The sequence below is a fragment of the Nonomuraea sp. NPDC049646 genome, assembly GCF_044465525.1.
Classification (GTDB): domain Bacteria; phylum Actinomycetota; class Actinomycetes; order Streptosporangiales; family Streptosporangiaceae; genus Nonomuraea.
Genome location: NZ_JBITLU010000002.1, coordinates 206,795 through 220,452 on the forward strand (window position 1 = coordinate 206,795; position 13,658 = coordinate 220,452).

The 13,658-nt window shown below is 72.7% G+C and carries 10 protein-coding genes; 8 read left to right on the plus strand and 2 right to left on the minus strand.

Annotated features, from left to right (window positions below; all coding sequences use genetic code 11):
* Positions 1-119 precede the first annotated feature (119 nt).
* The 6 genes from ACIBQ8_RS05765 (at position 120) to ACIBQ8_RS05790 (ending at position 6,357) form a co-directional block, all read left to right on the plus strand.
* Positions 120-1,436 carry an ABC transporter substrate-binding protein gene (locus ACIBQ8_RS05765; protein ID WP_397177742.1) on the plus strand — a complete coding sequence of 439 codons (1,317 nt, stop codon included), beginning with the start codon at positions 120-122 and terminating at the stop codon, positions 1,434-1,436.
* On the plus strand, positions 1,433-2,284 hold the full coding sequence (locus tag ACIBQ8_RS05770) for a sugar ABC transporter permease (RefSeq protein WP_352356638.1): 852 nt from the start codon (positions 1,433-1,435) through the stop codon (positions 2,282-2,284). The genes ACIBQ8_RS05765 and ACIBQ8_RS05770 overlap by 4 nt, the downstream gene beginning before the upstream one ends.
* A complete protein-coding gene (locus tag ACIBQ8_RS05775) occupies positions 2,281-3,090 on the plus strand; it encodes a carbohydrate ABC transporter permease (RefSeq protein ID WP_352356636.1) in 810 nt (269 codons plus the stop codon). Before ACIBQ8_RS05770 ends, ACIBQ8_RS05775 begins: the two co-directional genes overlap by 4 nt.
* 141 nt (positions 3,091-3,231) lie before the next feature.
* Positions 3,232-4,626, plus strand: coding sequence for a cytochrome bc complex cytochrome b subunit (locus tag ACIBQ8_RS05780; RefSeq protein ID WP_397191264.1), 1,395 nt, complete (start codon positions 3,232-3,234; stop codon positions 4,624-4,626).
* A gap of 57 nt (positions 4,627-4,683) precedes the next feature.
* Complete coding sequence (locus ACIBQ8_RS05785) at positions 4,684-5,352, plus strand: HEAT repeat domain-containing protein (protein WP_397191628.1); 669 nt, start codon at positions 4,684-4,686, stop codon at positions 5,350-5,352.
* Positions 5,353-5,358: 6 nt separating this feature from the next.
* Complete coding sequence (locus ACIBQ8_RS05790; protein WP_397177744.1) at positions 5,359-6,357, plus strand: HEAT repeat domain-containing protein; 999 nt, start codon at positions 5,359-5,361, stop codon at positions 6,355-6,357.
* A gap of 46 nt (positions 6,358-6,403) precedes the next feature.
* Here the strand turns inward: ACIBQ8_RS05790 and ACIBQ8_RS05795 are convergent, their stop codons facing one another.
* Entirely contained in the window at positions 6,404-7,774 is a 1,371-nt protein-coding gene (locus ACIBQ8_RS05795) for a hypothetical protein (RefSeq protein ID WP_397177745.1), read from the minus strand.
* A 373-nt stretch (positions 7,775-8,147) separates the two neighbouring features.
* Positions 8,148-9,332: an erythromycin esterase family protein gene (locus ACIBQ8_RS05800; RefSeq protein ID WP_397177746.1), complete on the minus strand. Its 1,185-nt coding sequence runs from the start codon at positions 9,330-9,332 to the stop codon at positions 8,148-8,150.
* Between the two features lie 77 nt (positions 9,333-9,409).
* Between ACIBQ8_RS05800 and ACIBQ8_RS05805 the strand changes: the two genes are divergently transcribed.
* Positions 9,410-10,114 carry a MerR family transcriptional regulator gene (locus tag ACIBQ8_RS05805; RefSeq protein ID WP_397191265.1) on the plus strand — a complete coding sequence of 235 codons (705 nt, stop codon included), beginning with the start codon at positions 9,410-9,412 and terminating at the stop codon, positions 10,112-10,114.
* 6 nt (positions 10,115-10,120) lie between these two features.
* Positions 10,121-13,654 carry a WD40 repeat domain-containing serine/threonine protein kinase gene (locus tag ACIBQ8_RS05810; protein ID WP_397191266.1) on the plus strand — a complete coding sequence of 1,178 codons (3,534 nt, stop codon included), beginning with the start codon at positions 10,121-10,123 and terminating at the stop codon, positions 13,652-13,654.
* The last annotated feature ends 4 nt before the right edge of the window (positions 13,655-13,658 follow it).

Here is a 13,658-nt window from a genome sequence, read left to right on the forward strand (position 1 = left end):
TCCGCGCACATCCATCGGGAACGGTTCGATTTCACCTCTGGTGCACCAAGCGTATTCAGCGTACGTTACTCAGCACTCAGTATTCAGAGTGTGACATGTTACAGATCCAAGAGGTCACCGTGAAGATCCACACAATCGCCGCCGGGCTGCTGGCCACCGGACTTCTCGCCGCCGGATGCGCCACCGGTGGAACCGGCGCGGCCAAGGGGCCCGCTCCCTCGATCGCCGCGTCCACCCCCGCGGAGTTGTCCGGCGAGGTCAAGGTGTGGTCGTTCGACGTGGGTGCGACCGCCCTGAAGCGTCTGGCGCCCGAGTTCACCAAGCTGCACCCCAAGGTGAAGATCGACGTGACGGACGTCGGCTACGACAACATCTACGAGAAGGTCACGGTCGGCATGCAGTCGGGCACCGGCCTGCCCGACGTCGTGCACCTTGAGGACGAGCGGGTCCCCGGCTACGCCAAGAACTTCCCCAACGGGCTGGCCGACCTCGGCCCGGTCGCCGGCAAGCTGAAGGCCGACTTCGACCCGGCCAAGTGGCAGACGGCCTCCGGCGAGGGCGGCAAGCTGTTCGCGCTGCCGTGGGACTCCGCGCCCGTCGGCCTGTTCTACCGGCGCGACTACTTCGAGCAGGCCGGGATCAAGGCCGAGGACATCCAGACCTGGGACGACCTGATCAAGGCCGGCGAGACGCTGAAGGCCAAGACCGGCAAGAAGCTCATGGTCTCCGACCTGGGCAACAGCGAGCCGTTGTTCACCACCTTGTTGCAGCAGCAGAAGCAGGGCAGGTTCGTGGACGGCAAGGTGGCGGTCAACACCCCGGCCGCCGTCAAGGCGCTGACCCTGATCAAGACGATGAACGACAAGGGCCTGCTCCAGAACGAGCAGGGCTGGGACGGCCGGGTCACCGCGACCAAGGAGGGCAAGGCGGCCGTCGCGCCCACCGCCGTCTGGTGGACGGGCACGCTGGTGTCGGAGATGCCGGAGCTCAAGGGCAAGTTCGGCGTGATCCCGCTGCCCGCGTTCGAGCCGGGCGGGGTGCGCACCTCGGCCAACGGCGGGTCCATGCTGGCGGTCACCGGCCAGACGAAGAACCAGCAGGCGGCGTGGGCGTTCGTCGAGTTCGTCACGGCGAACAAGGACAGCCAGCTGTCGATGATGAAGCAGGAGTCGCTCTTCCCGGCCTACCTGCCCGCGCTGGCCGACCCGTACTTCTCCGAGCCGGTCGAGTACTTCGACGGGCAGCCGGTCAACAAGATCTTCGCCGACCAGGTGCGCGCCATCCCGGCCGTGGAGTCCACCGACGACGACGCCGAGGCCAGCGAGCTGCTGAAGAAGCTGCTGCAGCGTGCGGTGGTGGGCGGCAAGGACCCCAAGGCCGTGCTGGACGAGGCGGCCGAGCAGATCGCGTCCGCCACCAAGCGGGAGATCGGATGACCGTTCGGCGCCGCCTGGTCCCCTGGATCTTCGCTGGGCCCGCCGCCGCGCTGCTGGCGCTCTTCTTCGCCTACCCGCTGGGGGCCAGCCTCTGGCAGAGCCTCCAGCGGACCGAGGACGGCCTGACCGAATGGGCCGGCCTGGAGAACTACCAGCGCCTCCTGCACGACGACAGGTTCCTGCAGTCCCTGGTCAACGTGGGGCTGATCCTGGTCGTGCAGGTCCCGATCATGATCGGGCTGGCGCTGGCGCTGGCGTACGTGCTCAACCAGTCGTGGCTGCGGTTCCGCGCCACGCTCCGGATCGCGTACTTCCTGCCCGCCGTGACGACGCTGGTCGCCTACGCGGTGGTCTTCCGGGTGCTGCTGCGCACCGACGGCGGCATGGTCAACCAGCTCCTCGGCGCCGAGATCGCCTGGCTGGACGACCCGGCCTGGGCGCGGGTGGCGCTGATCGCGTCCATCACCTGGCGGTGGACGGGCTACAACATGATCATCCTGCTGGCGGGCCTCCAGGCGATCGGCAAGGAGCAGTACGAGGCCGCCTCGATCGACGGGGCCGGGCCGCTGCGCTCCTTCGTCAGCGTGATCGTGCCGCAGCTCAAGCCGGTGATCCTGTTCTGCTCGATCACCTCCACGATCGGCACCCTCCAGCTCTTCGACGAGAACAAGCTGCTCACCGACGGCGGCCCCGACGACGCCACCACCTCGCCGATCCTGCTGCTCTACCAGGTCGGCTTCAAGCAGTTCGACTTCGGTTACGCCGCGGCGATGGCCTGGGTGGTGGTGCTGCTCATCGGGGTGCTCTCCTACGCCCAGTTCAAGTGGTTCGGGAAGGAGAAGTCATGAAACGCCTGCTGCTCTGGCTGCTCATGGCGGCCGGCGCGGTGGTCAGCGTCGCGCCGTTCTACTGGATGTTCGTCGCCTCCACGCACGACACGTCCGAGCTGTTCCGCAGCCCGCCCCCGTTCCTGCCCGGCGACGACCTGCTGGACAACCTGAGGTCGCTGGAGGAGACGATCGGCTTCTCCCGCGTGGTGCTCAACAGCCTCGGCACGGCCCTCGTCTACACCGCGCTGTCCGTGCTGGTCAGCGCCATGGGCGGGTACGGCCTGGCCAAGTACCGCTTCCGCGGGCGCGGCCTGCTGCTCGCGGTGATCCTGGCGACGATGATGATCCCGTTCCAGGTGCTGCTGGTGCCGCTGTTCCAGATGATGGCCAGCATCGGCTGGGTCGACTCCTACGAGTCGATCGTCATCCCGTTCCTGGCCAACTCGTTCGGCATCTTCCTCATGCGCCAGGCCTTCCTCGACTTCCCCGACCAGCTCATCGAGAGCGGACGCCTGGACGGGGCCGGAGACCTGCGGATCTTCTACCGGATCGTGCTGCCCGTGGTCCGGCCGCAGCTCGGCGCGCTGGTCATCTTCACGTTCATGAGCCAGTGGAACTCCTTCATCTGGCCCCTGCTCATGCTCACCAGCGAGGAGAAGTACGTGCTGCCGGTCGCGCTCAGCCACCTCACCGGGCTGACCCGCGTCGACTACTCGGGCCTGATGCTGGGCGCGCTGCTGGCCACGCTGCCGCTGATGCTCATCTTCTTCGTCTTCCAGAAGCAGTTCGTCTCCGGGCTGCTCGGCGGAGCGGTGAAGGGGTGAGTCCGCGGTCCGCCGGAGCGCCTCGACTCCGGCGGGCCCGTCCGCCTCGAACGACCTCGTATGACGTAACTCACCCTCCTCGACGTCACATCCCGGCCGCCGAACCCGTCTTGAAGGCGAAGGCGAAACGAGGAGGGTCCGATGCGCTCATCGGTGCGGAAACGTCAGTCGTCGGGGCTCGGTCATTGGTCGTTCATGTTCGCCGAGGTGGCGATCTGGTCCTTCGCCGTCCTGGTGGTGACCGGGCTGTTCCTCATGGTGTTCTTCGACCCGGACATGTCCCCGGTGCTCTACCAGGGCGTGTACACGCCGCTGAGCGGCATCCCGGTCAGCAGGGCGTTCGACTCGGCCATGCGGCTGAGCCTGGAGGTGCGCGGCGGGCTCTTCGTCCGGCAGGTGCACCACTGGTCGGCGCTGGTGTTCGTGGCGGCGGTCGCGCTGCAGTTGCTGCGCATGTTCGTGACCGGCGCGTTCCGGCGGCCGCGCGTGCCGCAGTGGCTGATCTGGGTGACGCTGCTGCCGCTCGGCATGGCCGCGGGGGAGACCGGCAACATCCTGCCCGACGACATGCTCTCCGGCGGCAGCCTGTGGCTGATCCAGTCGGTGCTGCTGTCGATCCCGGTCGTGGGGTCGTACGGCGCGCAGCTGCTCTTCGGCGCCGGGTTCCCCGGCGACAGCGTCATCCCTGCCATGTACTGGACGCACGTGCTGGTGATCCCGGCGGCCATGGTCGCGCTGCTCGCCGCCCGTGAATGGCTGGTGCGGCGGCACGGGCACTCGCGGTTCGCCGCGCCGCTTCCGGCGCGGGCGGGCGCGCGCCCGCTGATGGCGGGCACCACGATCGGGGTCCTGGTCATCCTGGGCCTGGCCTTCCAGATCGCCCCCATCTGGCTGTACGGCCCGGCCGGGCCCGGCCAGATCTCGGCCGGCTCGGTGCCCGACTGGTACATGGGCTTCCTCGACGGCGCGCTGCGGATCATGCCGGGCTGGGAGCTGACGATCGGCGGGTACACGCTCAGCCTCGCGGTCCTGGTGCCCACGCTGGTGGTTCCCGGGCTGTTCTGCACCGTGCTGGCCGGCTACCCGCTCGGCGAGCGCCTCGTCCTGCGGCGTTCCGGCCGGCGCGACGCGCTCGGCCGGCCCAAGAGCAGGAGCCGCCTGGCCGCCGAGGCGACCGGCCCGGCCGTGCTGGACCGGCCGCGCGAGGCGCCCGTGCGGACCGCCGTCGCCGCCGCCGGGGTGGCCTTCTACGGGCTGCTGTGGGCCGCCGCGGCCAACGACCAGCTCGCCCACCAGTTCCACCTCTCGGTGGAGGACGTGACGATCTTCTTCAGGTACGCCGTCCTCCTCGGCCCGATCGTCGCCTTCTGGCTGACCCACCGGCTCTGCCTCGGCCTGCGCCTCCAGGACCGGCACGACCTGGAGCACGGGCCGGAGAGCGGCGTGATCGTCCGGAGCGCGCAGGGCGGCTTCCACGAACGCCCGATGCCCGTGGCGCCCGAACGGCAGCACGCGGTCACCGGGCCGCGCGACTGACCGCTTGACCTTGACACTGTGACAAGGTCTTCACTGGTCGCCGAGGAGGTGGTCACGATGACCAGGCAGGAACAGGACCCGGACCCGACCGGCGCCGCCGGAGGGCTGGCGGCCGGCGACCCGTCCGTACGGCTGCGGGCGGCCCTGGCGGTGGGCACGACGCCAGACCCGCGCCTCGTCGGCGCGCTCGTCGAGCGGTGCGCGGTCGAGCCGGAGTTCCACGTGCGGGACATGCTCACCTGGGCGCTCACCCGCCACCCGGCGGAGCTGACGGTCCCCAGGCTGCTCGGCGAGCTGCGTTCGGAACGCGCGCAGGCACGCAGCCAGGCGCTGCACACGCTGTCCAAGATCGGCGACCGGCGGGCGTGGCCGGCGATCACCCGTGAGCTGCTGACCGACGCCGACGACGAGGTGGCCCGGAGCGCCTGGCGGACCGCGGTGCTGCTGGCACCCGACGACGAGAGGCCCGGCCTCGCCGAAGTATTGTCGACACAGCTCGGACGCGGCCCGCGGGAGACCCGGCTGAGCCTCAGCCGGGCGCTGGTCGCGCTCGGCGAGGTGATCGAGCCGGTGCTGCGGGCCGCGATGACCGACCCGGATCCCGGCGTGCGCGTGCACGCCGGGGCCACGGAACGGCTGCTGCGCGACCCGGAGGCCGGATTCGAGTTCGCGATCGAGGAGGCGAAGCGCGTCGTGGCCCTCGGCGCCGGCGGCCAGGGAGGATGATGGGCTGTGCTGATCGGCGACGTCGCGCGACGGTCCGGGGTGAGCGCCCGCATGCTGCGCCACTACGACGCGCTCGGGCTGGTGCGCCCGACCGGCCGCAGCCACGCCGGCTATCGGGAGTACTCCGCCGAGGACATCCGGCGGATCTTCCACATCGAGAGCCTGCGGTCGCTGGGCCTGTCGCTGCGTGACGTCGGCCGGGCGCTCGACGATCCCGGCTTCACGCCGTCCGGGCTCGTCGAGGACCTCATCAGGCGCACCAGGGAACGCATCGCGGCCGAGACGGAGCTGCTCACGCGACTGCGCCGGATCGACGCCGCCGACCCCGCCGGCTGGGACGACGTGCTCCAGGTCGTCTCCCTCCTGCAGGCGCTCGGGTCGAAGAACGCCGCCCGGCGCCAGAGCGCGGCCCTGTCCTCCGTCGCCGAGGTCCCGGTGGAGGCGCTGGTCGAGGCGGCACTGAGCGAGAGCGACCCGAACGTCGCCGGAGCCCTGCGATGGGCTCTGGCGCAGTCGGGCGAGGGCGCCGCCGTGCTGCTGGCGCAGGGCCTGCACGCACCGGCGGCCGAGGTGCGCAAGCGCGCGGTCCAGTCGATCGCCGAGCTCCCGGACGCCGAGGCGACCGCCCTCCTCCGGGACGCCCTGACCGGCCCCGACGCCGTGGTCCGCCGCTACGCGGCCCTGGCGCTCGGGGCCCGCGGAGTGGACGACGCCGTCCCCACGCTCATCGACATGGTCGTCGAGGGCACGAACGACGTCGACGCGGCCGACGCCCTGAGCACGCTGGCGGGCCGCCCCGGCGCGGCGGACCCGATCGCCGCCGGGCTCGTGGACCGCCTCGCCCGGCCCGGCGCCGAGCCGTCCGCGCGCCGGCGGCTGACGCAGGCGCTCGCCGACATCCCGGGAGCCGCCGCGTCACGCGCCCTCGCCGACCTGGCGCAGGACGACGACCGCGCCGTCGCGCTCACCGCGACCTACATCCTGGGGCTGCGCGACACGCGATGACCGCTCGCCCCCGAGCCCGGGACGCCCGGGACGCCCGGGGAGCGCGTCACCCGGCCGGCGTCCGGCGCTGCGCCGCCGCGGCGGCCTGGCCGACCCCCTGCCTGATGCGGCTCTCCACCCGCGCGACCGCGCCCGCGCCGGCCGCCATGCTGGCCCCGGTGACCTGGGCCTGGCCGGTGACGAAGATGCCGTTGTTCAGGATGGTCGTCTGGCGGTCGCGCAGGTCGCTCACGTCGACGTTGTGCTCCTCCAGGAAGTCGGCGACGGCGTCCATGATGCGCTGCTCGGCGGCCTTGACGTACATCTCCTTGTCGAGCTGCTGGAAGTAGCGGTGGTAGAGGTGGTCGGTGGCGTGCTCGCGGGGGTTGTAGGCGGCGCCGTAGTTGAAGGTGTGGCCGCGGATGGCCTTGATGCTCGCCTTCTGCTGCCGCCTGCGCCTTCCCGGCTCCGAGAGCGCGGCCAGGGTGTTGGGCAGCGCCAGCACCAGCCCCGCGGCGGTGCGCCGCAGCGCCGACAGCGCGATGCGGGCCATCCGCTCCGAGGGCGCGCAGTTGACCAGGCGGTCGACCTCGCGGTAGGACTCCCGCAGCGGCGGCAGCAGCGAGTAGCCGGCCTCGGTGAACATCATGCCCTTCTCGGCGAGCAGCACGAACCGCAGGAAGATCGAGATCACCACCTCGCCCTCCCAGCCGGTCACGCTCACCGTGAGGTAGGGGCGGGCCCGCGTGCGCGGGTTGTCGCGCAGCTGGTGGATGAACCTCTCGCTCACCGTCGGGACGGGCGGCAGGAGGGCGTCGGGCAGCACGGCGGCCTGGAGCTCGGGGTCGGTCTCGTAGCGCAGGTCGAGGCCGTTGACGAAGAGCTTGTCACCGACGGTGAGACCGGGCAGGCCGAGGGCGGCGATCTCGGCGGCCACCCGGTCGTAGAGCTCGCCGACGGCGAAGGGCACGACCGTCTCGCCGGGCCGGGCCTTGGCGACGTTCATGGTGAACGACCAGTTGTTGATCCGGCTGCCGTAGCCGACGAAGGGGGAGTAGTCGGCGAACACCGTGACGTTCCCGGCGCCGCGGTCGGCGATGTCCACCAGATGGTCGCGCAGCGCGGGCGAGCTGGGCAGCGGCGCCTCGGCCGGGTCGAAGGAGTCGCGGGTCAGCCGGGTCAGGATGACCGTCTCGTAGGCGTCGTAGAGCTCGGCGAAGACGACGAGCCAGGCCAGGAAGATCGGGAGCAGGACGAGCGAGCTGGACAGCAGGGCCAGGGTGGCCACGGCGAGCACGGCCAGCACGGCGTCGCGCACATGCTGGCGTCTTCGGGCCATCAGGCCGTACTTGAGCATCGTGGCCAGGTCGACGCCGGGGGACTGGGCGACGGCGCGGAAGCGGTCATGAAGAATCGAGCGAATGGTGGAATTACGCACTTTTGCGTCGAGCATCATTGCTATGCAGAGATATCGCGTGACTTCCGTCGCGGCCGGGCGATCGCCCTGGAAATGGCGGCCACAATTAGCGCAGACCAGCGAATCGGGCAGGTTGGGGCTGTCGCAGTGACCGCAGTTCATCAGCTCAGTCCTCTGTTTGGGGCTTCGTGGAGCCTGGCGTCACCCCGACTTTAACCAGCGCGCGTCCGGCGTCGCCACGCGAAAAGAATTCGCCCGGCGGACATTATTCGCTAAATGCAATGAAAAACTGCGCAGCATCTTCCTGGCGACGGCCGCGCGGTTCCGGCGACCTGCTGGGCTGCTCGGCCGGCGCCGTCGAGAGCCAGGCGCACCGCGCGCCGGCCCGCTGACCTCAGATCTCCCTGAGGAAGACGATCGCGTCCGCCTGGTGGACGGTGGCCGGGTCGAGGGCCAGGTACGTGTGGTCCGCCGGGACGCGGGCCGCCGGCCCGTCGTCGAGCGCCCCGGCCAGGCGGCGGGGGTCGACGACGGCGCGGGCGCCGGACACGTCCGACAACATCCCTTCGAGGGTGCCGGGGGCCGGGACGTCGGCGCCGCGGGAGCCGAAGGCCGAGGCGGCGAAGGCGTACCGGTCGCCGAGGCACGCGGCGAGCACGGCCCCCGCGCTCCACCACCGCAGCTCCTCGCCCGCGAACCACCACCGGCTCTCGTCGCGCTGCAGGTGGCGGTTGTGGGCGAAGACGAGGGTGGGGCCCCGGCGGTCCTCGCGCCGGACGATCGCGTCGAGGTTGCCGGCCATCATCGCGTCGCGCAGGCTCATCAGCGTGCCGAGCCGGCGCGGCGAGGGGTCGGCCATGCCGGCGTGGTAGCGCAGCAGCCCGACGGCGGCGCGGGCGTGCAGGCCGGCGCGCCACCGGTCGTCGCCGGACGTGACGGCCGCCAGGTGCGGGGCGTGCGCGGTGAGCAGCACGCCGAGGTCGTCGGCGATCAGGCGCAGCTCCACGGCCTCCGGCGCGCGGCCGATCGAGCGGGCCGGGTCCGTGAGGGCGGCCGGGTCGGTCCAGCGCTCGTCGGGGCCGAGCAGCGCGTCGAGCCGTTCGCGGGTCAGGGGCAGGTCGAGGTGGGGGGCCAGGTAGTCGTACAGGGCGGTCAGGGCGGGGCGCGGGGCGGCCGGGCCGGTGATCTCCACCGGGGCGTCGAAGCCGTCGAAGCGCAGCCGGTCGCCCGGCGCGGACCGCTCGTTGCGGGCCCGCATCCAGCGCAGCAGCTCGCGGTTGGCGGGCGAGGCGCCGAACCCGTGGCTGAAGCCGCGGCTCATCGCCTCGTCGAGGGTGACGTCGCCGCCGGTGACGTACGCGTCGGCGGTCAGGCCGGCCAGGCAGTCGCTCTCGACGGCGATCGACCGGTAGCCCTCGTGCTCGACGAGGTGACGGAAGAGCTCGTTGCGCAGCTCCAGGAAGGCTTCGACGCCGTGCGTGGGCTCGCCCAGGCCGAGCACGCGCACGCCGGGGGGCAGCAGCGCGGCGAGGGCGCCGCCGGTGAACGCCTGGACGGCGTCCCGGATCGAGGTCGTCATGCCTTCAACCGTATCGTTGAACTTCTGGTGTAAGCTTTCGGCCGATTCCCCGGCGGGCAGGAGGGCGTGCCTTCAACATGCGGCCCATCGATCTGGCGCGCGCGCACGGCCTGTCCACGCAGGCGGTGCGCAACTACGAGGAGGCGGAGATCCTGCCGCCGTCCGAGCGTTCCGCGCACGGCTACCGCGTCTACACCCCGCGCCACGCGGCGGCGCTGCGGACGTTCCTGGCGCTGGTCCCGGCCCACGGGCACGCGACCGCGACCGCGATCATGCGGGCCGTGAACGGCGGCGGCGTCGCGGCGGCGCTGCGCCTGATCGACGACGGTCACGCCCAGCTCGCCGAGGACCGCGGCACGCTGGAGGCCGTCGAACGCGCGCTGCGCGACCTGGCGCCGCCGCGTGAGGCGGAGCCGGGCGTGACGTTCATCGGCCCGCTGGCCCGCCGGCTGCGCATCAAGCCGGCGACGTTGCGCAAGTGGGAGCGGGCCGGGCTGACCGTGCCCCGGCGCGACCCGCGTACCGGCTACCGGGTCTACACCGCCGCCGACGTGCGCGACGTGCTGCTGGCCCACCAGCTCCGGCGCGGCGGCTACGGGCTGGAGCAGATCCGGCAGGTGCTGGACCAGGTGCGCGCGGCCGGCGGCATGGAACCCCTGCAGGCGACGCTGCGCGACTGGCACGACCGGCTCACGGTCAGGGGCCTGGCCATGCTCGCCGCCGCCGGCGCGCTGGACGCCTACCTGCGCGGGGGGAACTTTGCGACGGGAGAGGGCATCTAACACGCCGTGGAAGCGTCGAACGCCGGAGAACCGCAGCGCATAGGGCAGTACTGGCTGGCCGGACGGCTCGGGTCCGGGGGCCAGGGGGTGGTGTACGACGCCTACGACCCCGAGGGCCGCCGAGTCGCGCTCAAGGTCCTGCACATGGCCGACAGCCCGGGGAGCCGCGAGCGGTTCGCCAAGGAGGCGGCCGCGGCCGGGCGGGTGGCGTCGTTCTGCACGGCGCGGGTGCTCGACTGCGACCTGTCGGGCAGCAGGCCGTACATCGTCAGCGAGTACGTGCCGGGCCCCAGCCTGCGCCGGGCGGTCGAGCAGGGGCGCCGGTTCGCCGGGGACGACCTGCACCGGCTGGCCACGGCCATCGCCACCGCCCTGACCGCCGTGCACGACGCGGGCGTGATCCACCGGGATCTGAAGCCGGACAACGTGCTGCTCGGCACCGACGGCCCGCGCGTGATCGACTTCGGTGTCGCGCGTACCGTGGACATGTCGCTGACCAGGACCGGCGAGGTGGCCGGCACGCCCACGTACATGGCCCCCGAGGTGTTCACCGGGCAGCGGGCGGGCGCGCCCGCCGACGTGTTCGCCTGGGGCGCGATCATCGTGTTCGCCGCCACGGGCCAGGACCCGTTCCGCGCCGACAACCTCGGCGGGGTCATGCACCGGGTGTTGTCGGCCCAGCCCGACCTGAGCGGGCTGCCGCCCCGGCTGGCCTCGCTGGTGTCGGCCGCGCTGGAGAAGGACCCGGCGGCCCGTCCCACCGCCCGCGACCTGCTGCTCGCGCTGGTCAGCGGCAACAGCGCCGACACCCGCGGGCTGCTGACGGCGGGCAGCCGCGCCGCCAGGGGCGTGCACGTGCCCGAGCAGGCCGACCCGGCCCTCGGCACGATCGCCGAGGACGCCTACGGCGCGCTCGCGCCCGAGGAGCGCGAGCTGGCCGCCGAGGTGTTCCTGCGCCTGGTGACGGTCACCGAGGACGGGCACGAGGCCGTGCGCTGGGCGTCGAAGGAGGACCTGCTCGCCGGACGCTCCGAGCGGGAGACACGCGCGATCGAGCACATCCTCCAGGTGTTCTCCTACCTGGTGACGCAGAAGGACGAGGCGGTGGCGCTGTCTCGTCCCGCGCTGCTGCGCGCCTGGCCGCGGCTGCGCGTCTGGGTGGACGGCGACCGCGACGGGCTCGCCGTGCTCGGCCAGCTCAGCGACGCCGCCCGCCAGTGGGCCGGCAACGGCCGCAAGGACGGCGACCTGCTCCAGGGCAGCCGCCTCGATCAGGCGCTGACCTGGGCCGCCACCGGCCGCCGGCACATCACGCTGACCCCGCTCGAACGCGACTTCCTGGCCGCGGGCACCGGCCTGGCCAGACGGCGGGTGCGCCGCCGGCGGCTGACCACGGCCGCGCTGGCCGGGCTGCTGGTGGTGGCGCTGGCGGCGGGCGGCCTCGCCGTGCTGCGCGGCAGGCAGGTGACCGAGCAGAGCCTCCTGGCGGGCCGGCAGCGCGACCAGGCGGTCGGGCGGCAGGCCGCCGCCGAGGCCGACCGGCTGCGGACGAGCGACCCGGTCACGGCGATGCTGCTCAGCGTGGCGGGCTGGCGGCTGGCCCCCGCCCCCGGCACCCGGCGCAGCCTGACGACCTCGCTGACGATGCCGGAGAGCGCCGTCTTCCGCGACCCCGGCGCCAAGGGCGTCTCGGCGTCGGCGTCGGCGGCCGGCGGGCGCGTGCGGGCCATCGCCGGCGAGGACGGCGTGCGGGTCTACGACGTGCCCTCCGGCCGGCAGACCGCGTTCTGGCGGTGGCCGCGCGGCCTGGAAGCGCTGCCCACGGCGGCGGCGCTCAGCCCGAGCGGGCGCACGCTGGTCGTGGTCAGCAGGGACACGGCCTACGCCTGGGACGCCAGGACGGGCGCCAAGCTGCGCGAGCACCGCATCGGCGAGGGCGGCGTGAGCGTCGCCTTCGACGGCAACGAGAACCTGGCCGCGGTGATGCGCGACAGCTCCCTGGAGCTCCTGTGGGACACCAGGACCGGCGCCGCCTACACCCCGAAGCTGGAGGCGGGCCTCGCTCCGGCGATCGCGCCCTCCGGCGCCTACATCGCGGGCGTCGGGCCCAACCAGGGCGGGCTCAAGGTGATCCGCCTGCCCGATCTCACCGTGGACACCCGCCTGCCGAAGGCGTGCGGGCCGGTGGTGGCGTTCACGCCGGACAGCAGGCGGCTGCTGTGCGCCAACGGCGACATCGCGGCCTTCGACCTGGCCACCGCCAGGAAGGTGCCCGACACCGACCGGCCGTTCTGGCAGGAGTCGGCCCTGGACGACACGCTGGCCGGACGGCTGCGGCTCAGCCCCGACGGCCGCCGCCTGCTGGCCGTCGAGGGCCGTACCCTGCACCTGCTCGACGCGGACGACGGCGACGAGCTGGCCCTCTACCGGGCCGAGGGCGAGCCCGAGGACGTCTGGCTGGAGGCCGACGGACACACCGTCCGGTACGTGCTCGACAACTCGACCGTCACCGCCGACCTGACCTCCCGCCTGCCCTCCACCCGGCTGCCGCAGGGCTACCAGCTGGACGCCTTCAGCCAGGACGGCCGCCTGGCCGCCGCCACCAAGGACTCGGGGCCGGTCCGCGTGTGGGACGGCGCCCGGCTCGGCGTCCCCATGGCCGGCAGCGCGGGCGTCACCGGACAGCTGTTCGACCCGGCGGGCGCCCGGCTGTCCGCCGAGGGCCCGGACTCCTCGGCCGGCCTTTGGGACGTCGCCACCGGCCGCCGGTTGTGGCGCCACGCCGTGCCGCGCACGCAGTTCGTGCTGTCGAAGGCGTTCACCCCCGACGGCCGCCGCCTGGTGCTGTCGCTCAAGGAGCTGAGCCAGCGGGACGCCCGCAACGAGCTGGTCGTCCTCGACGCCGGCACCGGTCGGACGCTCGCCCGGCACCCCCTGGCCACGGCCACCGAGACCATCGTGTCCACCCGCGACGGCACGGCGGTGGTGACCGCCACCGGCAAGGTCTACGACCTGCGCACCGGCAAGGCCGTCGGCCCCGGCTTCAACCGGTCGGGCCTGGCGATCGCGCTCAGCCCCACCGCGCAGGTGCTCGCCCTCGGCTCGGCGACGGTCGAGCTGTGGGACGTCGCCACCGGCCGCGAACTGCCGCCCGCGCTGCGCGTGGCCGCCCGGGCGCAGGTCGAGACCGTGCTGTTCAGCCACGACGGCTCGCTGCTCGCGCTGATCGGCAGGTCCATCGGGGAGACGTTCGACGACGTGTACACCGTCCAGGTGTGGGACGTCGGCTCGCGGGAGCGGATCGGCTCCTTCCCCATCGGCATCCTCGACCGGCTGGCCTTCAGCGCCGACGACCAGACCCTGTACGTCTCGGGCAACACCTCGGGGACGACCATCCGGATCCCGGTGGGCGCCGAGTCCGTGGCCCGGCTGGTGTGCGAGCGCGCGGGCCGCACGATGAGCCCGCAGGAGTGGCGGCGGTACCTGAAGGACGTGCCCTACCGGGACGTCTGCCCGGACGCGCGGCGCGGACGGTCGTGACGCG

Bases quoted from the DNA above. Each gene is read 5' to 3' on its own strand.
- ACIBQ8_RS05785 (WP_397191628.1), top strand. From the start codon at position 4,684: ATGACCAGGCAGGAACAGGACCCGGACCCGACCGGCGCCGCCGGAGGG.
- ACIBQ8_RS05775 (WP_352356636.1), top strand. From the start codon at position 2,281: ATGAAACGCCTGCTGCTCTGGCTGCTCATGGCGGCCGGCGCGGTGGTC.
- ACIBQ8_RS05770 (WP_352356638.1), top strand. From the start codon at position 1,433: ATGACCGTTCGGCGCCGCCTGGTCCCCTGGATCTTCGCTGGGCCCGCC.
- ACIBQ8_RS05780 (WP_397191264.1), top strand. From the start codon at position 3,232: ATGCGCTCATCGGTGCGGAAACGTCAGTCGTCGGGGCTCGGTCATTGG.
- ACIBQ8_RS05800 (WP_397177746.1), bottom strand. From the start codon at position 9,332: ATGACGACCTCGATCCGGGACGCCGTCCAGGCGTTCACCGGCGGCGCC.
- ACIBQ8_RS05805 (WP_397191265.1), top strand. From the start codon at position 9,410: ATGCGGCCCATCGATCTGGCGCGCGCGCACGGCCTGTCCACGCAGGCG.